Genomic DNA, 22,837 nt, shown 5'->3' with positions numbered 1-22,837 from the left:
CATTGGATGCTCCCTCTGCCGCTTGCGGTAGAGGGAGCCGCAGTCATTCCGCCTGAGCTAGCCTGCTTGCGATGCCAGGTCGGACGGCGCTGCCGTATCGGCCGCCTGCGCGGCATAACGCGCCTTGCCATGCCGCTTGGCTTGATACAGCGCCATGTCGGCGTGCAGGAACAGTTCGCTCACGGTCATGGCGTGCCGCGCATCGCGCAGGGCCGCGCCGACGCTGGCCGACGCCGCCAGCGTATGGCCATCGATCACGAAGGGTATGCGCGCTGCCTGCACGATGGTGTTGGCCACCGACGCCATGGCATGGCGGTCGGCAATGCCGTCAAGAATCACCGCGAATTCGTCGCCGCCGATGCGCGCTACCGCATCGCCCTTGCGCACACAGGCGCGCAGCCGCTGCGCGAATGCCACCAGCAACTGGTCGCCGATGGGGTGGCCGTGGTTGTCGTTGACCGCCTTGAAGTCGTCCAGGTCCACCAGCAGCAGCGCCAGCGGGCACGCGCTGGCGCCGGCGCGCGCCATGGCTTCGGCCAGGCGCCGGTCGAAGCCCTTGCGGTTGAGCAGGCCGGTCAGGTAGTCGGAGACGGTCTGCGCTTCCAGGCTGCGCAGCTTTTCGCGCTCGTGGGTGACGTTGCGCCCGAACATATGCAGGCCGACCACGGTGTCCTGGGCATCGTTCCACGCTGGCTGGCAAGTGATTTCGATGCACTCGGTGCCGTCCGCGCTTTCGCGGGTAAAGGTCACGGCCTGGCCGGTGCCGGCTTGCTGCAGGTAGGCCTGGCAGGCCATGTATTCCTGCGTGCCCCACAACTCGCGCAGCGACAGGCCCACGATCTGCTGCGCCGGCAAGCCGTAGCGACGTGCATACGCCTCGTTGACGAAGACATAGCGCTGCTGCATGTCGATGAAGGAGATAAAGTCCGGCACATGGTTGGCAATCGCCTCGATGCGCTTCTCGCTGGCGGCGGCGCGGTCCTTGGCGGCCTGCAGCGCGGCCTCGCGCTCCGACAGCCGGGCCACGACCTCGGCGAAGCTCGACGCCAGCTCGCCGATCTCGTCGGCACGGCCGACCGGCAGGTCCGCCACGGCCTTCGGGTCGGTGCCGAGCTGGCGCACCGCGCGGTGCAGCCGCTGCAGCGGCGCCAGCAGCCGCCACATCACCAGCCACATCAGCGCGGCCGCGATCACCATGGTGATCGCCCCCATCACCAGGGTCCGCTTGCGCACCGTGAGCAACGGCGCATAGGCTTCGGCCGCGGGCAGCACCGCGACCACCTCCCAGCCGTTGGACGCCAGCAGGTAGCGCGCGACGATCGGCTGGGTCGGCGTCAGGATCTCCAGCAGCGCGGGCGGCTGCTCGGCGCCGCAGGCTTCGTCGAGGGCGCGCGCGGGCGCCAGCAGGCGCGACACGTCAGGATGCATCGCGTAGCGGGGATTGGTGCCGGAAGACACCAGGCAGAAGCTGCCGGTAGTGCCGACCCGGCTGTGCGACAGCTCGCGCAGGAAGTTGCTGTCCGCCAGGTTCAGCACGCCGCCGACCACGCCGCGCAGTTCGCCGGCGGGCCCCAGCATCGGCACCGCCAGCACCACGCCCGGTGCATTGGTCTGCTTGCCCTGGATCAGGTCCGACACCGCGAACGACTGGCCGTGCAGGACATCGCGGAAATAGTCGCGGTCGTTGACGCGCAGGCGCACGCCATCGGGCACGGCGGTGCTGAACGTCAGTTCGCCATCGGGCGAAGCCAGGAACACGGCATTGAAGGTCTCGGGAATTTCCACCAGACCGTGCGCCGCCTTGCGCAAATCGGCCGGTTTGGCGCCATGGAGCGCGGAGAACTGGCGTGCCACCCGCTGCAGCACGGCGGCGCGTGCCTGCAGCTTTTCATCGAGCTGCTCGGCGACCATCTCGACCAGCGTGTCCTGCTGCGCCTGCAGCAGGTTTTTCAGGCTGTCATAGGCGTAATACTGGGCGTAGAGCGCGCGCAGCACGATGATCAGCGTCACCACCCCCGCCGTGGCCAACGCCATCCGATACTTCAAAGAGTGCTGCATGATTGACTTCTTTATTGTGCGCACTGACCCGGTGTCCCGTCCATCGACCCGCTCGAGAGTGGAATCGTCGGTCCGGTGACGTGAAAATAAGATTAGCAGAAGTCAAGCGACATTTCGAAACTGTTTGCAACAGCGGGTGCAAGTGCAGAAGCGGGGTGCTTTCGGAAAGGGCGGGGCGATGGATGCGGAAATGAAAAAAGCCAGCGCGAGGCTGGCTTTTTTGAAACTGGTGGGTGGTACAGGGATTGAACCTGTGACCCCTGCCGTGTGAAGGGACGGCCTCGCGCAGTGCGAACGCGAGTATAGCGCAAGCGGGTGCCACTCGGACGCAAGTCGGCGCGAGTCGGGCGCGAGTCGGGCGCGAGTCAGGCGCAAGTCGGGCGCAAGTTGCCTGCTGTGTGGAAAAATTGGGCCTGCCTTCTTCCGAAGGGGGATGGGGAAAAAGCAACTAAAACGATACGCGCGCCGCCCCTTTCCCTAAAAGGGGCGTGGCGAGTGACGCACGTGTCGCCGCGTTCGCGCAGCACGTCCACAACCCATGTTGAAAGAGGCGGTGATTATCCCCGCGCTGCCCGGGTTGGCACGTTCGAAAATCACGTACCAATTTCGATCCTGTGGTGTCGGTCCACTGAGCGGCCTCTTTCGTCGTCACAGAAGCACCTTTGGAAAGCCTAAACTGGATCAGCTACGGCCTTTTTTCGTGGCTACCTTGGGGGCAGCCCGGACCTTTCCACTTCGGCTTGTGGGTCCGGGCTGTTGTTGTTTGGGCAGGCGCCATTTGCACATGATGCAGTGGAACAGGCCACGGGCAACACGCCAGCGCACCGCCAGCGAATCCGCGCCGCACGCACAGCACCGGAACATGGACTGACCAAACGCGCCCCCTTCGGCTTCGGGTGTCACTTCCACCCATCCGTGGATGGCCACGTCATCGCCCGCCACACCGCCGCTGCGCTGCCTGCCCATGCCTCCCCCGTCGTTGTCTCATATCGACATAGTAGGAAAAAGCCGCCGGCCGCCGGCGAGGCACAAGACGGCCGGGGATAAGAGTAGTTCAGTTCGGAAAAGCGTTCGCTCGACGTTTTGTCACCCTAGAGCAAAAATCTAGAGTTGTCTTGGCGTTGCCGTTCCAAAAATCACTTGTTCTGCGAAATATCTAACTATCGGAATGATTTCATAAATTACATCCTCCGATTCCGAGAGTGGTATATGACATTCCTCCCTCTTGTACTTGTCGCTCGAATGAACAATCGCGTTTCGAACATGTTTCATTAATTTTGCGGCGTTGGAAATTGCATGTCCTTCCTTAAGCGAAATTTCGAGCGATTCGCCGAAAATTACACGTTTTTTCGAGTACAATTTTTCGCCAAAATCGCTCTCCAAATTTGCGACATATGCGATGAAATCTTCCTCGGACGTGAAGCGTTGTAGCACTTTTCTTAGCATCTCAGTTTCATCATCCTGTGCCGCCTGCTTTCGAACAAGTGAGATCAGCCGATCTAAACCATCAGAATTAACAGAAAAATTAGGTCGATTGAGAAGCGTCTTAAGTTGGTGGTGGAGGCTATCCTCCGAGACGCGAAGGAAGTAGTACTCTAGTACATGGTAGTAGGCGAGATAGCTTTGGCTCGGGAAGGGGCTGCTACGTGCCACCTTATAGAAACTTACGATGTTCGGATCGTAAGTTACTTTGGGGATGGTCCACTCGGGTTCAATCAATGAATCAACTTTTGAAATTGATCGGCGGGCGCGTGGTCGAAAGATCTCATAACAAATTCTGCGCTCAACGGCCAATTTCAAAAGACAAGCGCGAATGGCTTCTATTGCTGTCTCTTTAATATTGTTCGGAGTTTTCCTGCCGCCAGCCATGTAGGTTGCAGTTATTGGGCGGAAAAAAATAAATGCGAGCGGCTTCGCGGATCTTGATGACAGATTTCGTGTAATTCTCTGGTGAACGAATGATTTGAAATATTGCGCGTATTCAGGCGAATCGAAGTGGGCGAATGCATACGAGGCTGATGCTCGTTGGATGACAATTTTTCTGTTGGGCTCGCCATTGAACGTTGCGTCGTCGCCTTCGCGGAAAATATCGAGGTCGAGTCTGGCGAGAGGAACTTCTACCGAATTGTTAAGAATGTACGTTCGATCATTTGCGTCGAAGTTTTTGCTTCTTGCTCGCCGATAATTTGCATAGGCGTTTTCTAAATCCTCGTCTCGTCGAATCCGTATTTCGTTACCGTCTATGGTTAGATGCAGCGTGTCCTGTCGAATTTCTGATGTAATGCCGAAAGTTGCCAGACGCGTGGAGATATGTTCATTTAAAGTCATTATTTTTATCGACCCAATTTACGAAAAAGAAGACAGATTTTCCTGCTTGGTGTCCCATTATGTTGAGCATGCGCAACGCAGCATCATTTCACAGCAGTCATTCGACTCGCATCCTACTAAAGTGGGGGGTACTTTTTGCATAGCTGTACGCCCCCGTCTCAGACAACCACTGGACGCGCAAAGCTGGTAGGTCAGTAGACGTGTTTCAAGTGTCAAGTTATTTAGCAGGAAAAGAGGTCATCGCCGGGCTGCGGCTTACGGCTGCGCCGATTGCGTGTGGGCATTGCCGTGGACGACTGGTCGCGGGCACGACGTGCAACAGGCGCCAGTCGCAGCGCACGGCACGTGGCCAAAATGAAAGCCCGTAGCGCGCCGATCTCATTTAACAGTACTCGGCGCACCTTAAGCCGGTTGTCATCTGTTGGTGATATCGGCAGACGTTCTAGCGCTGCCGATACACGCCGGTATCTGGCCATCGAATCGCACAGGGTCGCTAACGCTACTTCATCCGCCGCCGCAAAATGGTCATCGTTGACCCCAGCCACGATTTCATCCCAGATTGCAGCCGCCCCCCTCACGGTCAGCAGAGGGGACGCTTCCCACGGCTGGCGGCTCACGGCCAACGTCAGGTTTCTTTCGGTGGTGGCTTTCATGGGTTTGTTCCTTCCAAATTTGCTCCGCAGAAGCGGCAGGAGGCCCGTGGTTGCGTCGAGCGATTCGGGGGGCGCCTTGGACTCTTCACCTCACAAAAAGCCCGGCAAACGGGGGATATTTTTTTTGGTGGCTCTTCGAAGCCCGCATGGTCAAAAACCGTTTTTAAAAGTGACCTACCCGCCCCGCCGCGGTGTGCCCCGGCGCGCTGGCGATGCTCGCGCGCACTGCAACGCGCGGCGTGCGTCAGGGCGCAGGCGAGGGGGCAGGCCATCGGCGCTTGCGCGCAGCGTCGCAGGGATGGCAACGCTTCGACGCGCGGCCCATCCGCGCGGACGGCGCGAAGTCAACGGAAGCGGCGTGAAGACCGGCGCTTTGTCCATCGCATCACGGTGCCGGCACCAGCACGGCCACGCGGCCAGCGCCACGCACGTGGAAGACGGCCGGCACCAGCGAACGAATGGCGCTCATGTCCTGTTGCCACATGCTCAGGACGGGGTGCGCTACCACGGGGGTGGCGGCGTTGTCCACGATGGGCAGGGGCACGGTGTCTTCCATGTGCAACGTAGCAGCGTCTGACACCGCCACGTCCGGCGCACCGCTCATGCCCACCAGCAGGTCCGCAGCGTCCAGCAGGATCACGCTATCGGTGGCACCCGTGGCCAAGTAAGGCAGGCCGAAAATGGAATCGTCACGCAGGGCACCAGCCGCAGCAGCAGCGGGCAAGTACGTGTAAGGCAGCACGAAGACAGGCGTGGACAGGTTGGGCACGGCGGCCAGCAGCGCGGCAAGGTCCGTTGCTGCATCGCCCGTGCTGGTCACTTCGGTGGCGCCGTACAGCAGGCCAGAGGGTCGGCCGCTGGCTTCACTGCCCTGCGTGTCGTCCACCAGCGCCGCGTCCACCGTCGCTTGGATGTCTTCGGCCATGATGGCTTCAAACGTGGGCAACGCGGGTGCGTCCATCAGTTCGTTGGTGGCCACGGTGATGACGGCCACGCGCCCGCCCAGCAGCGGCGCGGTGGACAGCCCGGCGCCTGACACGGGGATGGGCTGGCCTTCCACGTGCCATACCGCCGCTAGGCGCTTGCCGAAGTCACGCACAGGAATGCGAACGCGGCCACGGACCACCGGCACGCCCACCGATAGCGCGGCCAGTTGCGTGAACAGACTTCCGGCCAACGCTGTGGCCGCGTATTCGGCCACAGCGTCTTCCATAAGTTCCGCCGCCCATCCGGGCGTGGTGGTGTCCGCAGGGTTCTGCGCGGCCTTGGCGGCAGCGATAGCTACACCAGCGCCGGGCCACATGCGTTGAATGACGTTATCCACGCCTTCGCCTGTGCGGCGGTGGTGGAATGCGCCGATGGCCAGCGCGGCAAAGATAGACGGCAGCGGCTTGGAAATCATGGTCAGGCTCCGATAGGGTTATTCATCGGCGGCAGTAGGTGCGGCCGGCGCAGCAGGTGCAGACGGTGCGGAAGGCGTGGGCGTGGCCAAGGCGTTTTCCAGCGGCACTACCTGCGCTTGGACGCGCGGGGAATCGCCGGCCTTGGCGCGCGGCAAGCCCATGCGCTGGCGCGCTTCATTGGGTGCGAACAACCCGCCCGTAATGCCCTTGGTCAATCCGTCCACCCGGGCCACGAAGTCAGGCCGCATCAGCGCGTCCATATCGAATTCCAAGTATTCGCCAGGCGGAAGCTCAAACAACACGTCTAGGGCCTGCTCGATGTGTTCCACCATGAAGCCCAAGCCCGTGGACAACCAGTTGGAAATCAACTGTTCCGTGTTGGCCACGGTGACGCCTTCCATTTGCCCGATGACAGGCAGCGGCACCCGGAACACGCGGGCGATTTCCGCCACGGTCATTTTTTGTGTCTCAATAATCTGGCTGTCCTGACTGCTGAAACTGGTGGGTTGCCACTTCAAGCCCCACCCCAAAATTGGCACGCGGCCGGCGCCACTGTTCGCGGACAGTTGTTCCCATTGCTCGCGCAGTTCGGCCATTTGCTTGGACGTTAGCTGCGTGTCGGTTTGCAGCACGCCGGACGGGCGCGAAAAGTTCTGAAAGAAGGTCGCGTGGTGCGCGCCAATGGAATTTCCCGTGGCCACGGCCATGGCGGCGGCCGTGATGGGTGACACGCCCTTTAGGGGATGCTCCGGGCAGTTGATCCGCAGGTGCAGCGCGTCCCGTTGCGCAACGGCAAAACTCCAGTTGTCTTCAAGGCGTACCTCCGCGCGGCGCGGCGGCACTAGGCCGTTGTCCGCAATCGCATAGAACACCTCGCGCGAGTCCGGGTCCACCATGGGTTGCGTTAGGTGCGGGCCGGCAATATGCAACGCGTCTATTTCGTCCCGGCCGTTGCGCGTGGCGAAGGCGATGCCGTTGCCTTCGTATAGCTCGGTCGAAATTAGGTTTACCAAAAAGTCCGCGCGCGTCTGGTAGCCATTGGGCCGGCGCATCACGCGCGTGGCTGCGCTGTTTATCACGCGCTCACGCCCACCGTTGGGCAGGTCGCGCCAATGGTTCACGGGCAGGCTTGCAATGGTCTGCGCGTAGGCGGACACGCACGCGGCCACGGTCGGGTTGGGCTGGTGGGGCAGCGGGCTTATGCCAAGTTGCCACCAGTTCCACGGCATCGACGCGGCCAACAGTCCGTGCGATGTCGGGATGACTGGACCCGGGCCACGCCACCATGATTTCACGTAGGCCGGCAGGGTCGCGGCGCGAAGCATCAGGGCGTTGGCCATCATCATTTCCCCTTCGCACGTGCCAGCGCATCGGCTATGGGCCGGCGCGTGTCGGCTTCTTCGTGCAGTTCGGCCAGCACCAGCCGCGCGCCGCGCTGCAATTCCACTTCCAACCTGAAGTTGGTCGTTTGCCTGCGCACGGCCATCAATTCGAGTGTCAACCTGTTCAGCAGCTTGTCCACGCCTTCCATTGCGTCGGACACGGCGCCATACGTGGCCGCGTTCTTGTTCTCCTCTTGGCGGCACGCCGCGATGGCCCGGGCAATATGGGCCATGCGGTCTTCGATGCTGTCCACGATCACGCGCCGCGTCAGCGGCAACCCGGCGGTTGGTGTCGTCATGGCTTGTCACCTGCGAAAATAAAGGCCGGGTGTTCGAACTTGGCCAGCAGGCCGCGCGCCAGCGCAAACACCATCAGGTCATCGGCCGACAGGCACCCGCCCGGCGCGTCTTCCAGCGCGCAGGCAAGGCGCCTAATGTCGGCGTCATGCTCATAAACCAATTGCCGGGCGGCATAGTCCGCCATGGCGCCAGTACCTCGTCCTGGCATTGCGGTGTTGATGTCGCGTGCGGCGCGTATGTGGTCGGCATGTCGGGCCGCAGCGATGGGTTCCGGTAAGCGCGTCACGGCGCGGTCCGCGTGATAGCCCGCCAGCAGCACGGCAAGAATGTGCGAGGGGCGGCCATCGCTCAAAAATTCGACGTGTGCCGGGGCCATCGTGACGGCGCGTACCGTCATTCGGCATTGCCATGCCACGATGACCGTCGCGGCCAACCCGATGGCGGGACTCTGCGGCAGGCTATACGCCTCGTCGGGGCCGTAGGGGAACACGGGTTCGTCGGGGTCGAAGTCGGGTGTCATGCCGCAACGGATTTGCGCAGCGCGCGCACGGCGTCGGTAAGAATTCGCTTGTCGTGCGCGCGGGCGTGGATAAATTGCACCAACGCGTCCGGCTGGGACGTGATGAGCCGCCATCCGTTGCTTGGGTCGCGGAGCACCAGCCGGCTTTCCAGCAGCTTTTCCATGTCCGGCGCGAGGAACCGCCGCAGGTTTCCATCGGTCCTGAACATGCCTAAGCGTTCGGTGCGCAAGCACGGGCCGGGGCCATAGATGGGAATGAAGCGGGGGTGATTGGGCGTGTGGGCGGTCATGGGCGAATCTCCACGGTGGTGTGGTGATTCGGGGACCGGATGAACCATCGCCCGTAGGGTCGGGGCGTTGGCGGCCAGCGCGCACGAACCACCACCGTCTTGGGGTGATGGTTCGGGCCGGCACACCGTTGCCCGAAGGATTTACCCGGTAGACTACACCTCCATGAGCAAAACGCAAATGTGATTTAGGCCGCCGTGCCCTCTGCGCCGGCAGTGTCCGGCCAGCGCGGGCGCGCGCGGCTTCACGTTGTCCATCATCTGGGTGTTCCGGTTGGTTCGCCTTCGATTAGCCGCTTATAGCGAGCCTGTTCTTCAGGAAAGTCTTCGAGGAACGCGCGGCGCTTTCCCTTGGTTGTCTTGATGGGGTGTTGGCCGGCCAGTGCCTTTGCGATGCCGCGCCGCTTGCGCTTTCGCCACCAGTGCAGCCACGCAGGACCAAGGACGACATGTGGCAATGCCGAAGACGGTTGCGGTTCCGGTAATGTGGCCGGCATCAGGCCGCGCCGTACGCGTTCGTCCCGCAGGCGCCGTGCGAAGTGCGCGGCTTGCTCGGGCAGGCTGACAGCTGGGGCGCGGCGCAGTCGGTCTTCGATGTCGGCAACCAATTCGGGCGGCCAGCGTTCCAGCGTGGCCAGCGCGGCGACATCGGCACGGATAGCGGCCAGCATGGAACGGACTTGGGCGAGGGTGGGCAGGTTGTGCATGGCTTTACCCTTCAAAGCCGGCAAACGCAGCTTCCCCTTCTGGCGTCCAGAGATACGCGCCGCAGGAAAGCCGGTAGGTCACATCGGCACCGCGCCGCACGAAGTCAGCAAAGCGGCGTGGCCAGCATGGATGCGTTGGCATGGTCAGCGGTTCCCATAGCTGCCAGAACCGGGCCAGCGCGAATTCGAGGTACCGGGGTTCCATCCGCGTCAGCGCGCGTACGTCTTCGTCTTTGCGGCGCACAAGGGCAGCCACCGTGTGCAAGATTGCCGGCGCCCGTGAACCGTTCTCTGCAAGCCAGCCACGAAAGCTAATGTTCCGGTGTGGCTGGCACAGTGTGTCGAGGGTTGCGCCTTGGATGGTTTCGCCTTTCTCTCTGTACTCTCTTGGTACCTCTAAATACAGTGGCACAGAACTGGTACCACTTTCGGCCAGAACTGTGCCCACTTTTGAACCCGAACTACACCCACTTTGGCTGTCGGGGGTGCCCGAGTTGGCCCCAGTTTTCGCGCTCAAAAGGGGCACAGAACTGTGACCATTCTCCGAAGCGGCAGATTCAAAAGTGGGCGCCGGAGTGGTACCACTTTCGGCCGGGTCGTCGTCATCGTCGTCTTCGGAAGTGGGCACAGAACTGGCACCACTTTCGCTTGCGGCGGCCCGCTTGTGTTGCAATGCAGTCAGGTCTAACCCGTACACCCGGATGGTGCGAGAGCGGCCGTTGATTTCGACACGGCGACTTCCATCGGGGACCAAGACCCCTTCCCGGATTAACTGGCCACGTATGCGCTTCACGCTGCGTTCAGCAACGCCCATACGCTTGGCCACGGTCGCGTTGGCGGCCCATAGCTCTCCGGTGTCTTCGTTGGCATAGCTCGCAAGGAACACCAGCACCCGCCACCCCGCCGCATCCATTACGGGCGCCAAGTCCAATACCTGTTCCATTAGCTTGTAGCCCATGGTCATTGCTCCGCCTGCGGCTGGATCGGGCCAGCGGCATAGCGCGGGCGGTCCTTCTGCCAGTCCCACAAAAATGGCCGGTACTCGCCATATTCGGGATGCAATGCCTCTTCCGTCAGGCCGAGGGCGCGGAGGATGTCAGACGGTGGGCAGTTCGTGTCGCACCCGAAATGCACCTGCTGGTTAGCGAGCCAACCGAAATGCAGGTCACGCCGGCAAAGCGGGCACCGCGCCTTGCCCCGGTTGTAGGTGACAGGCTCAACGTGTCGCAGGCCGGGGGATGCAATGAAAACGGACAGGGACATAACCATTCCTTTTTCGTTGGGGTAAAGCTCCGCCCATGCCGCCCGGCCAAATGCCGGGCGTGTTCTCGGTTGGTTCGTTCCCTTGTTTTCTGGTGCGGCGCTGGCGTGCTTCTGTGGCACGCGGAGGCAGGATCAGGCCGCTTGTCTGTCGGCCCTCGGTGCGGAAGCCGGGGTCGGTTCGCGGTCGTCTTCGACGGTGCCGCGCGTGAGCAATTCGAAGGCGGCTTGCTCGAAGCGTTCGCTGTCGGCAATGGTGCCGCGATTGCCCGGTACCTTGCGCAGTATGTCCAGTTCGCGCAGGCGCGGGCCGTGGCGAGTGTTGAAATGAAACCAGCTATCCAGCGTGCCGGACATGTTCAATTCCGGGTGCTGCTGTTGGGTGAATTGCATCCAGAGGCTTGGGGCTGGCTTCCACTTGTTAATCTTCGGTTCCATAGTCGCTCCGTCGTGGGTTTCACATGCTTCGGGCAGGTGTCCTATCCCACGGTAGAAAAAACGGCTGTTTTGGGGCAAGTCAAGGATGCTTGCCGGCCTTGGCAATAGGACTTGCCGCGCCCGGCGACCCGCGCCAGCCAACAAAAAACCCGGCACGTGTGCCGGGTGTATCAGGGTTTGTCAGGAGGCGATTTGCGCGCGGGCGCTAAGGCTGTTGCCGCGTCATGCGGCGGTTCGCCACGACCGTTCGGTGGCTTCGCGCAGGGTCTTGGATTCCAAGTGTCCATATCTGCGTTGCAGGATCAGCGACGAATGCCCCAAGACTTGCGAGGCCACGGCAAGGGTGGTGCCGGCGCGTAGCAGTTCAGCGGCGCGGTGATGGCGCAAGTCGTGCAGATGCAGGTCGGGTCGGCCGATGGCGCGTGTCAGCTTGGCCCACGTGTTGCGGTAGTTAACGGGCTGGCCCTTGACCTTGCTTTCGAACAGCAGCGCATCGGGGTCGCGCTTGGGCCAAACCCGGCGCATGAGCGCAGCGGTGTCTTCGGAAAAGAACAGTTGCCGGGGTTTGTCGGTCTTGGTCTGCATCACGGTGATGGTGCGGCTGTCCAGATCGACGTCGCGCCAGCGGCGTTCGCGGATTTCGCCGCGCCGCCCGCCCGTCTCGATGGACAGGCGAACGAAGACAGCAAAGCGGCGGTCACGGAAGGCGTGGGCACCGTTGAGGATGGCGCGGATTTCGCGGTCGGAGATTTCCACGCGGCGGATGCCTTCTTCGTAGCGTTGCAGGCCAAGGGTGGGGGAGACGAAGCCGGCCGGCGCGAGGTGGCGGCGCACGGCCCATTTGTAGACCGTGCCGATGGTGCTGGTGTCGCGGTTGATGGTGCTGGGCTGGTAGAGGCCGGATTGCAGCATGGCTTCGGCGGCCAGCGAAATGTCGCGGGTGGTCAGCGTCCACGCCGCCAGATGGCCGAACGCCTCCTTCCACTTGCGTAGTCGGAGGTCGGCGCCGTCAAACTGGACCGCGCTGTAGGCGTCGATCAGTTCGGCGAAGGTCAGGTCAGCGGCTTGGTGTTCGCCGACTTGGGCCATGGCGGCCCGCAAGTTGATTTTGGGTCTCATGTGCAAGGCTCCTTGGTGCACTGTGCAAAAGGTGCCTGCCCGAAGCCATGATCCCAAAGCGAAAAGCCTTGCTAGGCAAGGCTTCACGGGTAAATCTGGTGGGTGGTACAGGGATTGAACCTGTGACCCCTGCCGTGTGAAGGCAGTGCTCTACCGCTGAGCTAACCACCCCTGTCTGCGTCGTCGTTGCCGTGCAGCAGAGAAATGAGATTATGCAGAGGTTCTTGTATCTTGTAAAGCCCTTTTTTGAATTTTCTTAGGCGGCCAGCGTTCCGGGGGCTTCGACAGGATCTTCCTGCCATACCGTCTTGCCGCCGCTGGCCTTGTCCAGTCCCTTCAGCAGGGCCAAGTGGGCCTGCTGCTCCTCATCCGTGGCGCGCAGCACCGGCAGTGCTAGCCGCGACAGGTCGGCGGTCGTGACCACACCGCCCTGGCCGCTGCCGCTGTCGAGCGTGTCGATCACCAGCGAATCCTGGCCACGCGTCATGGCCAGGTAGACCTCGGCCAGCAGTTCGGCGTCCAGCAGTGCGCCGTGCAGCGTGCGGTGGGCATTGCTGATGCCGAGGCGCTCGCACAGCGCATCCAGCGAGTTGCGCTTGCCGGGGAACATCTGCCGCGCTTCGCGCAAGGTATCGATCACGTTGCCGACATGCTGGCGGAACGGCGGCAGGCCCAGCAGCTGGAATTCCATGTCGAGGAAGCCCAGGTCGAACTGCGCGTTGTGGATGATCAGCTCGGCGTCCTGCACGAACTCGCGGATATCGTGGACGACCTCGGCAAAGCGGGGCTTGTCGGCCAGGAACTCGACCGTGATGCCGTGGACCGCGATCGCGCCCTCGTCGATATCGCGCTCGGGGTTGACGTAGAAGTGCAGGTGGCGTCCCGTCAGGCGGCGGTTCATCAGCTCGACGCAGCCGATTTCGATCAGGCGGTCGCCGGTGGCGGCATTCAGGCCGGTGGTTTCGGTATCGAGAACGATTTGTCGCATGGCGGGCATTCTAGCGGAGCGGGGCGGGCGTTCCGCGCTTGTTGTTGGTGGTGCTGAAGGTTCCGGTCAGCGGCCGATCGATTCGACGCCGCGGTTGGCCAGCGCGTCGGCGCGCTCGTTGCCGGGGTGGCCGTTGTGGCCGCGCACCCAGTGCCAGGAGATCTGGTGCGGCTGCGCCAGGGCGTCCAGCGCCTGCCACAGGTCGGCGTTCTTGACCGGCTTCTTGTCGGCGGTTTTCCAGCCGCGCGCCTTCCAGCCGGGCAGCCATTCGCTGATGCCTTTCTGCACGTACTGGGAATCGGTATAGACGCGCACCACGCACGGCCGCTTGAGTGCGCGCAGCGCTTCGATCACGGCGGTCATTTCCATGCGATTGTTGGTGGTGTTCGGCTCGCCGCCGAACAGCTCTTTTTCGCTGGTGCCGGCGACCAGCACTGCGCCCCAGCCGCCGCGGCCGGGATTGCCCTTGCAGGCGCCGTCGGAGTAGATCGTGACTTCTTGCATGTGATTCCGTGGTGGCCGCCCGCGGGTCGGGCGGCGCATTGAGGGCGAGGGCGGAGCGCGCGCGGCCGCACCGCGTCAGCGTTCCCTGCCCGGGGTCTTGCCGTGGGTGCCGGTGGGCGTGGCCACCGGTGCCGACACCGGCGCCAGCGCCGGCTTGGTCTTCCAGGCGGGTCCGACCAGGCGGATATTGCGCACGCGCTTGATCGCCGAGATCATATAGACCGCGCCGAAGATCGGCCACCAGCGGTCGCCGGCCTTTTCCATGAAGGCGGCGCGCTGCAGCCAGCGGTCGGTACGGTACGGCGGGCAATAGCAGCCGAAGCGGCCGCGGATGATATCGAAGCCGAGCAGCTTGAGCCAGTCCTTGATGCGAACGAAGCCGATCTGCTGGGCGTCGGTCGGCAGGAACGGCGTGGCGCCGAGCCGGTTCATGCCCTGGCGCGCGCCCCACAGGCTCATCGGGTTGAAGCAGGTCACCACCACGCGGCCCTCGGGCATCAGCACCCGCGAGACTTCGCGCAGCACTTCATGCGGGTCTTCGGCGAATTCCAGGATATGGGGCAGGGTGACGAGGTCGATGCTCTGGGTGTCGAACGGCAGTTCATCGAAGCGGCACAGCAGCTGGCGCGCGTCCGGATGTGCGGCACGGGGCCCGTGCGGGCCGCTGGACGGATCCAGCGCCAGCGCCGAGAACGGCATCCGGTTCTCGCGCAGGGTGTCGATATAGGGCAGTCCCAGCTGGACCGCGTGATAGCCGAAGATGTCGGCCACGGTCCGGTCGTACTGCTGCGCCTCCCAGCGCAGCATGTACTCGCCGGGCGGCGAGGCCAGCCATTCTTCCCAGCTTACAATCGGGTGATTGGGACGATTGGACATAGGAGCATGCGCATGTTGAAGGTTGAGCCGATCCCGGCGTTCCAGGATAACTATATCTGGGCCATCCACGACGGGCACTGCGCCGCCGTGGTCGATCCTGGCGAGGCCGCGCCGGTGGAGCGCTTCCTGGCGCAAAGCGGTCTGGCTCTGGGCGCTATTGTAATCACCCATCACCACGGCGATCACCAGGGCGGCGTAGCCGAGCTGCTGGCGGCGCATCCGCGCGCGCCGTCCGGCGAACCGCTGCCGGTGCTGGGGCCGGCGGGCGAGCGTATCGGCGGGCGCACCCGGGCGCTGCGCGAAGGCGACGTGGCGCCGCTGGAGGCGCCGGCGCTGACGCTGCGCGTGCTGGACGTGCCCGGCCACACTGCCGGCCATATCGCCTACGTCGCCGACCTCGGCGAAGCCGGCCCGGCGGTGTTCTGCGGCGATACCCTGTTCGCCAGCGGCTGCGGGCGCCTGTTCGAAGGCACGCCGGCGCAGATGCTGGCGTCGCTCGACAAGCTGGCCGCGCTGCCCGGGGACACCCGCGTCTATTGCGCGCACGAATACACGCGCAGCAACGTGCGCTTCGCGCGCGCGGTGGAGCCCGGCAACGCCGCGCTCGAGGCATGGGAGCAGCGCGTCGAGGCGCTGCGCGCCGCGGACCGGCCGACGCTGCCGACCACCATCGCCCACGAGCTCCAGGTCAACCCGTTCCTGCGCTCGCGCGAACCGGCGGTGCGCGCCGCGGTGTCGGCCCATGGGGGCGCCACCGCGGGCGATGCGCAGGCGTTCGGCGCGCTGCGGGGCTGGAAGGACAACTTCCGCTGAGGCCTGGTCGGCTCCGGATACCGGCTATGTGGAAAATCTGATTGACGCGATACGCGGTTTTTTTTAGCATCACGCAACCTTTTAGCGTCACGATTTGAGAACTTAATGAAAATTGGTCGATTACTGGCGGTGGTCGCGTGCGCCGCGCTGCTTGCAGCGTGCGCCAGCACCCCCACGCCGCCTGAAGGCGCCGACGGTGCCGCGACCGCCCAGACTGCCAAGCGGGACCCGCTCAACACCCTCAGCGACAAGTCCGCGCTCTCTTCCACTTCCACCATCAATGTCGACCAGGGCGGCCTGGACTGGCTGCGCGGCCCGTCCAACGATATCTGGGATCGCATCCGGCGCGGCTTTGCCATGACGGACCTGGAGGGCACGCTGGTCGACGATCGCACCCAGTGGTATGCGCAGCGGCCGGAGTACATGGAACGGATGGTCGGGCGCTCGAGCCGCTACCTCTATCACATCGTCGAGGAGCTGGAGCAGCGCAAGATGCCGACCGAGCTGGCGCTGCTGCCGTTCGTCGAGAGCGCCTTCAACCCGCAGGCGCAGTCCACCGCCAAGGCGGCCGGGATGTGGCAGTTCATTCCCAGCACGGGCAAGTTCTATAACCTGAAGCAGAACATGTTCCGCGACGAGCGCCGCGACGTGCTGGCCTCGACCGACGCCGCGCTCGACTACCTGGCGCGGCTCTACGACATGTTCGGCGACTGGCACCTGGCGCTGGCGGCTTACAACTGGGGCGAGGGCGCGGTGTCGCGCGCGATCGCGCGCAACCAGGCGCGCGGGCTGCCGACCGACTACGCCAGCCTGCCGATGCCCAACGAGACCCGCTACTACGTGCCCAAGCTGCAGGCGGTCAAGAACATCATCGCCAACCCGGCCGCGTACGGCGTCAAGCTGCCGGAGATCCCGGACCACCCGTACTTCGTCACGGTCACCACCTCGCGCGACATCGACGTGAATCTCGCGGCCAAGCTGGCGGACATGTCGGTGGAGGAGTTCAAGGCACTGAACCCGTCGTTCAACCGGCCGGTGATCCTGGGCGCGTCGAACCCGCAGATCCTGCTGCCGTTCGATAACGCCGAACGCTTCCAGTACAACCTGAACACCTATCGCGGCGGGCTGTCGAGCTGGGCCGCGGTGACGGTGGACAGCCGCGAGCGCGTCGAGTCACTGGCGGCGCGCCTGAATGTCGACGCCGACACGCTGCGCGAGATCAACAGCATCCCCAAGGGCATGCGCCTGAAGGCGGGCTCGACCGTGATGATCCCGCGCTCGGGCCGGCATGACCAGGACATCAGCGCCACCCTCGCCGACAGCGCCATGCTGGCGATGGAGCCGGACCTGCCCGATGCCCGCCGGGTGGTGGTGCGCGCCGGCCGGCGCGATACCGTGACCTCGGTGGCGCGGCGCTATGGTGTCTCGGCGGGGCAGGTGCAGTCGTGGAACAAGCTTTCCGGCACCAAGCTGGTGGCCGGCCAGAGCCTGGTGCTGATGGTGCCGGTGCGCGGCGCCGGCGCCGTGCGCGCGGCCCGTGCCGAACGCGCGGACCGGGCCGAGCGGGCCGAGCGCAGCGAACAGGCCAGCCGCAAGGAACCGTCCGGCAAGGGCGCCAAGGTGGTGCGGGTTTCCGCCAAGGGCAAGGGCGAGACGCGCCCGCGCGTGGTGGTCGAGGCCTCGCCGCGACGCGGGGCCAAGGCGCCGGCAGTCGCCAAGGTGTCGGCCAAGACCACCAGCAAGGCCAGCGCGAAAAGCGTCAAGGCGCGCTGACGGGATCGCGCCGGCGCGACGCCGGGGCAGCAAGAAGGGGCGATGCCGTCGGCACGCCCCTTTTTTCATGTGCCGGTGCCGCCCCGTGCGCCAGCGCGCTGAAAGCGTGGCCACGGCTGCCCGGGCCGGTGGCAAACTACGGGCATATCAACAACCACCGCAAAAGCGGAGGAGACAGACATGACGGCAAGCCATGCCGTGCATGCCCGTTCGCTGGCTGACCCCGAGGGGTTCTGGGCCGAACAGGCGGCACGCATCGACTGGGAAACCCCGTTCAGCCAGGTGCTCGACAACAGCCGCGCTCCCTTCACGCGCTGGTTCGTCGGCGGGCGCACCAACCTGTGCCACAACGCGGTCGACCGCCACCTCGCTGCCCGCGCCAGCCAGCCGGCGCTGCACTGGGTCTCGACCGAGACCGACCAGGCCCGCAGCTTCACCTACGCCGAACTGCACGACGAGGTCAGCCGCATGGCGGCGATCCTGCAAGGGCTGGGCGTGCAGCGGGGCGACCGCGTGCTGATCTACATGCCGATGATCCCGGAAGCCGCGTTCGCGATGCTGGCGTGCGCGCGCATCGGCGCCATCCATTCGGTGGTGTTCGGCGGCTTTGCCTCGGTCAGCCTGGCCGCGCGCATCGAGGATGCCCGGCCGCGCGTGGTGGTCAGCGCCGACGCCGGTTCGCGCGCGGGCAAGGTGGTGCCGTACAAGCCGCTGCTGGACGAGGCCATCCGGCTGTCATCGCACCAGCCCGGGAAGGTGCTGCTGGTGGATCGGCAACTGGCCGACATGCCCCGCACCGAAGGCCGCGATGAAGACTATGCCGCGTGGCGCGAGCGCGTCGCCGGCGTGCAGGTGCCGTGCGTGTGGCTTGATTCAAGCGAGCCGTCCTATGTGCTCTATACCTCGGGCACCACCGGCAAGCCCAAGGGCGTGCAGCGCGATACCGGCGGCTATGCGGTGGCGCTGGCCACCTCGATGGAATACATCTTCTGCGGCAAGGCCGGCGACACCATGTTCACCGCGTCGGACATCGGCTGGGTGGTGGGGCACAGCTATATCGTCTATGGCCCGCTGCTGGCCGGCATGGCCACGCTGATGTATGAAGGCACGCCGGTCCGCCCCGATGGCGGCATCCTGTGGCGCCTGGTCGAGCAATACCGGGTCAACCTGATGTTCAGCGCGCCCACCGCGATCCGGGTGCTGAAGAAGCAGGACCCCGCGTGGCTGACACGATACGACCTGTCCAGCCTGCGCCTGCTGTTCCTGGCCGGCGAGCCGCTGGACGAGCCCACCGCGCGCTGGATCCAGGACGGCCTGGGCAAGCCCGTGGTCGACAACTACTGGCAGACCGAATCGGGCTGGCCCATCATTGCCATCCAGCGTGGCCTCGAGGCGCTGCCGCCCAAGCTGGGTTCGCCCGGGGTGCCGGCCTACGGCTATGACCTCAAGATCGTCGACGAGAGCACCGGCGAGGAATGCCCGCCGGGACAGAAGGGCGTGGTCGCCATCGACGGCCCGCTGCCGCCGGGGTGCATGACCACGGTCTGGGGCGACGATGACCGCTTCGTGCGCACCTATTGGCAGGCGGTGCCGAACCGCCTGTGCTATTCCACCTTCGACTGGGGCGTGCGCGATGCCGACGGCTACGTCTTTATCCTGGGGCGCACCGACGACGTGATCAACGTCGCGGGGCACCGGCTGGGCACGCGCGAGATCGAGGAAAGCCTGTCGTCCAGCGCCGCCGTGGCCGAGGTGGCCGTGGTAGGCGTGCAGGACGCGCTGAAGGGACAGGTGGCAATGGCGTTCTGCATCGCCCGCGATCCGGCACGCACTGCCACGCCGGAGGCTCGGCTGGCGCTGGAGGGCGAGCTGATGAAGACGGTTGAACAGCAACTGGGCGCGGTGGCCCGCCCGGCGCGCGTGTTGTTCGTGAATGCGCTGCCGAAGACGCGTTCCGGCAAGCTGCTGCGGCGCGCCATGCAGGCGGTGGCCGAGGGCCGCGACCCGGGCGACCTGACGACGATCGAGGATCCGGGCGCGCTGGAACAGCTGCAGGCCGCGTTGAAGGGCTAGCGGGGCAGCGCGGAAGGAAGAGCGGTGGCGGTGTCGCACACGGCACACCGCATCGCCGCCTTGCCATCGGTCGTGATGCAGTCTAATATTTGAAGCATAAAATATTTAATCTTGATCTAGATGGCGGTGTAGTCCGGGACGGCGTGCGATATGCGGCGCGCCCGGCACAGCCGGCAGGAGGCAACAGATGCGCGTGCTTTGTATTGGCGGAGGCCCCGCCGGCCTGTATTTCGGCCTGCTGATGAAATTGCAGGATCCGGCCAACGAGGTCATCGTGGTCGAGCGCAACCGTCCCTACGATACCTTTGGCTGGGGCGTGGTGTTCTCGGACGCCACCATGGACAACCTGAAGCAGGCCGACCCGGCCAGCGCCAGCGAGATCAACGCCGCCTTCAACCACTGGGACGATATCGACATCCATATCGGCGGGCGCACCATCCGCTCGGGCGGGCATGGCTTTATCGGCATCGGCCGCAAGCGCCTGCTCAACATCCTGCAGGCGCGCTGCGAAGCGCTCGGGGTGAAGCTGGTGTTCGAGACCGATGTGTCCGACGACCAGGCGCTGGCGATGCAATACCAGGCCGACCTGGTGATCGCCTCGGACGGCCTGAACAGCCGCATCCGCACCCGCTATGCCGACACCTTCCGGCCGGACATCGATACGCGCCAGTGCCGCTTTGTCTGGCTGGGCACGCACAAGCTGTTCGATGCCTTCACCTTCGCTTTCGAGAAGACCGAGCACGGCTGGTTCCAGGCGCATGCCTACCGCTTCGACGACAACACCTCGACCTTTATCGTCGAGACCCCGGAAGCGGTCTGGCGCGCCGCCGGCATCGAGCAGATGAGCCAGGAAGAGGGCGTGGCCTACTGTGAGAAGCTGTTCGCGCGCTACCTCGACGGCAACAAGCTGATCAGCAACGCGGCGCACCTGCGCGGCTCGGCAATCTGGATCCGCTTCCCGCGCGTGATCTGCCGGCAATGGGTGCACTGGAACACCTTGCCGGACGGCCGCCGCGTGCCCGTGGTGCTGATGGGCGACGCCGCGCACACCGCGCATTTCTCGATCGGCTCCGGGACCAAGCTGGCGCTCGAGGATGCCATCGACCTGGCCGAGGAGATCCGTGGCAGCGGCCACGACGGCCTGCCCGATGCGCTGGCGCGCTATGAAGCCACGCGCGGCGTGGAAGTGCTGAAGATCCAGAATGCGGCGCGCAACTCGACCGAGTGGTTCGAGAACGTCGAGCGCTATGCCGGCAGCCTGCCGCCGGAGCAGTTCGCCTATTCGCTGCTGACGCGCTCGCAACGGATCTCGCACGAGAACCTGCGCGTGCGCGATGCCGGCTATGTCGCGCAGTTCGAGCACTGGCTGGCGCAGCAGGCCGGGGTGCCGGCCGACAGCCTGAAGCTGCAGGCGCACCAGCCGCTGCCGCCGATGTTCACGCCGTTCCGCGTGCGCGGCGTCACGCTGAAGAACCGCGTGGTGGTGTCGCCGATGGCGATGTACTCCTGCACCGAAGGCGTGCCGGGCGACTTCCATCTGGTCCACCTGGGCTCGCGCGCGCTCGGCGGCGCCGGCATGGTGGTGGCGGAAATGACCTGCGTGTCCCCCGATGCGCGCATCACGCCCGGCTGCCCGGGCCTGTGGAATGATGCGCAGCGCGACGCCTGGAAGCGCATCGTCGATTTCGTGCATGCCAGCAGCGATGCCCGCATCGCCATGCAGATCGGCCACGCCGGTCGCAAGGGCTCGACCCAGCTCGGCTGGGAAGCGATGGACCATCCGCTGCCGCAGGGCAACTGGCCGGTGATGTCGGCCTCGCCGCTGCCTTACCTGCCGGGGGAATCGCAGACCCCGCGCGCGATGACGCGCGCCGACATGGACCATGTGCGCGATGATTTTGTCGCCAGCGCGCGGCGGGCGGCCGAGGCCGGCTTCGACTGGCTCGAGCTGCACTGCGCGCACGGCTACCTGCTTTCCAGCTTTATCTCGCCGCTGACCAATACGCGCGACGACGCATACGGCGGTTCGCTGGCGGCGCGCCTGCGCTATCCGCTCGAGGTGTTTGCCGCGGTGCGCGCGGTGTGGCCGCAGGACAAACCGATGTCAGTGCGCATCTCCGCGCATGACTGGGTCGAAGGCGGCATCACGCCCGACGACGCCGTCGAGATTGCGCGCGCGTTCAAGGCCGCGGGGGCCGACATGATCGACTGCTCGTCGGGCCAGGTCAGCCCCGACCAGGCGCCGGTCTACGGCCGCATGTACCAGACCCCGTTCGCCGACCGCATCCGCAACGAGGCGGGCATCGCCACCATCGCGGTCGGCGCCATCTTTGAGGCGGACCACGTCGACTCGATCATCGCCGCCGGCCGCGCCGACCTGTGCGCGATCGCGAGGCCGCACCTGGCCAACCCGGCCTGGACGCTGCAGGAGGCCGCGCGCATCGGCTACCGCGACATCGCCTGGCCCAAGCAATACCTGGCGGGCAAGCGGCAGCTGGAAACCAATCTGGAACGCGCCGCGGCGCAGGAGAAGCAGGCATGACGGGCAGCACGGCAACTCTGGCCGGCCGGCACGCGCTGGTGACCGGCGGCGGGCGCGGCATCGGCGCGGCAATCGCGCGGCGGCTGCTGGCCGACGGCGCCAGCGTCACGCTGCTGGGGCGCGAGGCCGGCACGCTGCAGGCGACGGTGCAAGTCCTGCGCGAGCAGGCACCGGCAGGCGCCATCGTTTCGTTCGTCACGGCCGATATCGCCGATGTCGACAGCGTCGCGCGCGCCTTCGCCGCGGCCACGGAGCAGGCAGGTCCGGTCTCGATGCTGGTCAATAACGCCGGGCAGGCGCACAGCGCCCCCTTCATGAAGACCGATGCCGCGCTGTGGCAGCGCATGCTCGACGTCAACCTGACCGGCACCTTCCTGTGCACGCAGGCCGCACTGCCGGCGATGCTCGAAGCCGGCTGGGGCCGCATCGTCAACGTGGCCAGCACCGCCGGGCTGATCGGCTACGGCTATGTCAGCGCCTACTGCGCGGCCAAGCATGGCGTGATCGGGCTGACGCGCGCGCTGGCGCTGGAGACCGCAGCCAGGGGCGTGACCGTCAACGCGGTTTGCCCGGGCTACACCGAGACCGACATCGTGCGCGACGCCGTCGCCAATATCGTCGGCAAGACCGGCCGCACCGAAGACCAGGCGCGTGCCGAACTGGCCGCGCGCAATCCGCAGCGCCGCCTGGTTCAGCCCGAGGAAGTGGCCGACGCCGTGGCGTGGCTGTGCCAGCCGTCCGCCGGCGCGATCACCGGCCAGGCGATCCCGGTGGCCGGCGGCGAAGTGATGGCGGGCTGACAAGACAAGGACC

At 64.9% G+C, this 22,837-nt stretch carries 21 protein-coding genes and 1 tRNA gene; 5 read left to right on the top strand and 17 right to left on the bottom strand.

Annotated features, from left to right (window positions below; genetic code table 11):
- Nucleotides 1-57: 57 nt before the first annotated feature.
- From U9J39_RS26235 to U9J39_RS26155, 17 genes are all read right to left on the bottom strand, one after another.
- Nucleotides 58-2,058: a diguanylate cyclase domain-containing protein gene (locus tag U9J39_RS26235; protein WP_326348524.1), complete on the bottom strand. Its 2,001-nt coding sequence runs from the start codon at nucleotides 2,056-2,058 to the stop codon at nucleotides 58-60.
- A gap of 1,104 nt (nucleotides 2,059-3,162) precedes the next feature.
- A complete protein-coding gene (locus U9J39_RS26230) occupies nucleotides 3,163-4,386 on the bottom strand; it encodes a hypothetical protein (protein WP_326348523.1) in 1,224 nt (407 codons plus the stop codon).
- A gap of 221 nt (nucleotides 4,387-4,607) precedes the next feature.
- Nucleotides 4,608-5,039 (bottom strand): P27 family phage terminase small subunit, encoded by a 432-nt coding sequence (locus U9J39_RS26225; protein ID WP_326348522.1) that lies wholly within the window; start codon nucleotides 5,037-5,039, stop codon nucleotides 4,608-4,610.
- Between the two features lie 385 nt (nucleotides 5,040-5,424).
- Nucleotides 5,425-6,441, bottom strand: a complete 1,017-nt coding sequence (locus tag U9J39_RS26220; protein ID WP_326348521.1) for a hypothetical protein — start codon at nucleotides 6,439-6,441, stop codon at nucleotides 5,425-5,427.
- 18 nt (nucleotides 6,442-6,459) lie between these two features.
- A complete protein-coding gene (locus U9J39_RS26215) occupies nucleotides 6,460-7,788 on the bottom strand; it encodes a phage portal protein (RefSeq protein ID WP_326348519.1) in 1,329 nt (442 codons plus the stop codon).
- The gene (locus U9J39_RS26210) at nucleotides 7,785-8,123 is read right to left on the bottom strand and encodes a hypothetical protein (protein ID WP_326348518.1); all 339 of its coding nucleotides are present in this window, start codon (nucleotides 8,121-8,123) and stop codon (nucleotides 7,785-7,787) included. Before U9J39_RS26210 ends, U9J39_RS26215 begins: the two co-directional genes overlap by 4 nt.
- Nucleotides 8,120-8,644 (bottom strand): hypothetical protein, encoded by a 525-nt coding sequence (locus U9J39_RS26205; protein ID WP_326348517.1) that lies wholly within the window; start codon nucleotides 8,642-8,644, stop codon nucleotides 8,120-8,122. The genes U9J39_RS26210 and U9J39_RS26205 overlap by 4 nt, the downstream gene beginning before the upstream one ends.
- Entirely contained in the window at nucleotides 8,641-8,934 is a 294-nt protein-coding gene (locus tag U9J39_RS26200; RefSeq protein WP_326348516.1) for a hypothetical protein, read from the bottom strand. The genes U9J39_RS26205 and U9J39_RS26200 overlap by 4 nt, the downstream gene beginning before the upstream one ends.
- A gap of 254 nt (nucleotides 8,935-9,188) precedes the next feature.
- Nucleotides 9,189-9,638 carry a hypothetical protein gene (locus tag U9J39_RS26195; RefSeq protein WP_326348515.1) on the bottom strand — a complete coding sequence of 150 codons (450 nt, stop codon included), beginning with the start codon at nucleotides 9,636-9,638 and terminating at the stop codon, nucleotides 9,189-9,191.
- Between the two features lie 4 nt (nucleotides 9,639-9,642).
- Nucleotides 9,643-10,596 carry a helix-turn-helix domain-containing protein gene (locus U9J39_RS26190; RefSeq protein ID WP_326348513.1) on the bottom strand — a complete coding sequence of 318 codons (954 nt, stop codon included), beginning with the start codon at nucleotides 10,594-10,596 and terminating at the stop codon, nucleotides 9,643-9,645.
- A 2-nt stretch (nucleotides 10,597-10,598) separates the two neighbouring features.
- Nucleotides 10,599-10,901 carry a hypothetical protein gene (locus U9J39_RS26185; RefSeq protein WP_326348512.1) on the bottom strand — a complete coding sequence of 101 codons (303 nt, stop codon included), beginning with the start codon at nucleotides 10,899-10,901 and terminating at the stop codon, nucleotides 10,599-10,601.
- Nucleotides 10,902-11,033: 132 nt separating this feature from the next.
- Nucleotides 11,034-11,336, bottom strand: a complete 303-nt coding sequence (locus U9J39_RS26180) for a hypothetical protein (protein ID WP_326348511.1) — start codon at nucleotides 11,334-11,336, stop codon at nucleotides 11,034-11,036.
- A 222-nt stretch (nucleotides 11,337-11,558) separates the two neighbouring features.
- Nucleotides 11,559-12,455, bottom strand: coding sequence for a tyrosine-type recombinase/integrase (locus U9J39_RS26175; protein ID WP_326348510.1), 897 nt, complete (start codon nucleotides 12,453-12,455; stop codon nucleotides 11,559-11,561).
- Nucleotides 12,456-12,551: 96 nt separating this feature from the next.
- Nucleotides 12,552-12,626: transfer RNA gene (locus U9J39_RS26170), tRNA-Val, on the bottom strand.
- An 85-nt stretch (nucleotides 12,627-12,711) separates the two neighbouring features.
- Nucleotides 12,712-13,452 carry a DNA polymerase III subunit epsilon gene (gene dnaQ / locus U9J39_RS26165; RefSeq protein WP_115710084.1) on the bottom strand — a complete coding sequence of 247 codons (741 nt, stop codon included), beginning with the start codon at nucleotides 13,450-13,452 and terminating at the stop codon, nucleotides 12,712-12,714.
- A gap of 57 nt (nucleotides 13,453-13,509) precedes the next feature.
- Nucleotides 13,510-13,947: a ribonuclease HI gene (rnhA, locus tag U9J39_RS26160; RefSeq protein ID WP_115680590.1), complete on the bottom strand. Its 438-nt coding sequence runs from the start codon at nucleotides 13,945-13,947 to the stop codon at nucleotides 13,510-13,512.
- Between the two features lie 75 nt (nucleotides 13,948-14,022).
- Nucleotides 14,023-14,823 carry a class I SAM-dependent methyltransferase gene (locus U9J39_RS26155; RefSeq protein WP_115710082.1) on the bottom strand — a complete coding sequence of 267 codons (801 nt, stop codon included), beginning with the start codon at nucleotides 14,821-14,823 and terminating at the stop codon, nucleotides 14,023-14,025.
- 12 nt (nucleotides 14,824-14,835) lie between these two features.
- Between U9J39_RS26155 and gloB the strand changes: the two genes are divergently transcribed.
- The 5 genes from gloB (at nucleotide 14,836) to U9J39_RS26130 (ending at nucleotide 22,824) form a co-directional block, all read left to right on the top strand.
- Nucleotides 14,836-15,636, top strand: coding sequence for a hydroxyacylglutathione hydrolase (gene gloB, locus U9J39_RS26150; RefSeq protein WP_326348509.1), 801 nt, complete (start codon nucleotides 14,836-14,838; stop codon nucleotides 15,634-15,636).
- A gap of 105 nt (nucleotides 15,637-15,741) precedes the next feature.
- Entirely contained in the window at nucleotides 15,742-17,409 is a 1,668-nt protein-coding gene (locus U9J39_RS26145; protein ID WP_115710078.1) for a transglycosylase SLT domain-containing protein, read from the top strand.
- Nucleotides 17,410-17,589: 180 nt separating this feature from the next.
- Complete coding sequence (locus U9J39_RS26140) at nucleotides 17,590-19,482, top strand: propionate--CoA ligase (RefSeq protein ID WP_326348508.1); 1,893 nt, start codon at nucleotides 17,590-17,592, stop codon at nucleotides 19,480-19,482.
- Nucleotides 19,483-19,669: 187 nt separating this feature from the next.
- The gene (locus U9J39_RS26135; protein ID WP_326348507.1) at nucleotides 19,670-22,024 is read left to right on the top strand and encodes a bifunctional salicylyl-CoA 5-hydroxylase/oxidoreductase; all 2,355 of its coding nucleotides are present in this window, start codon (nucleotides 19,670-19,672) and stop codon (nucleotides 22,022-22,024) included.
- Complete coding sequence (locus tag U9J39_RS26130; RefSeq protein WP_115710073.1) at nucleotides 22,021-22,824, top strand: SDR family NAD(P)-dependent oxidoreductase; 804 nt, start codon at nucleotides 22,021-22,023, stop codon at nucleotides 22,822-22,824. Before U9J39_RS26135 ends, U9J39_RS26130 begins: the two co-directional genes overlap by 4 nt.
- Nucleotides 22,825-22,837: the final 13 nt, after the last annotated feature.

The organism is Cupriavidus sp. SS-3 (assembly GCF_035818815.1).
Taxonomy (GTDB): domain Bacteria; phylum Pseudomonadota; class Gammaproteobacteria; order Burkholderiales; family Burkholderiaceae; genus Cupriavidus; species Cupriavidus taiwanensis_C.
This window is presented reverse-complemented; position numbering and strand designations above follow the sequence as displayed.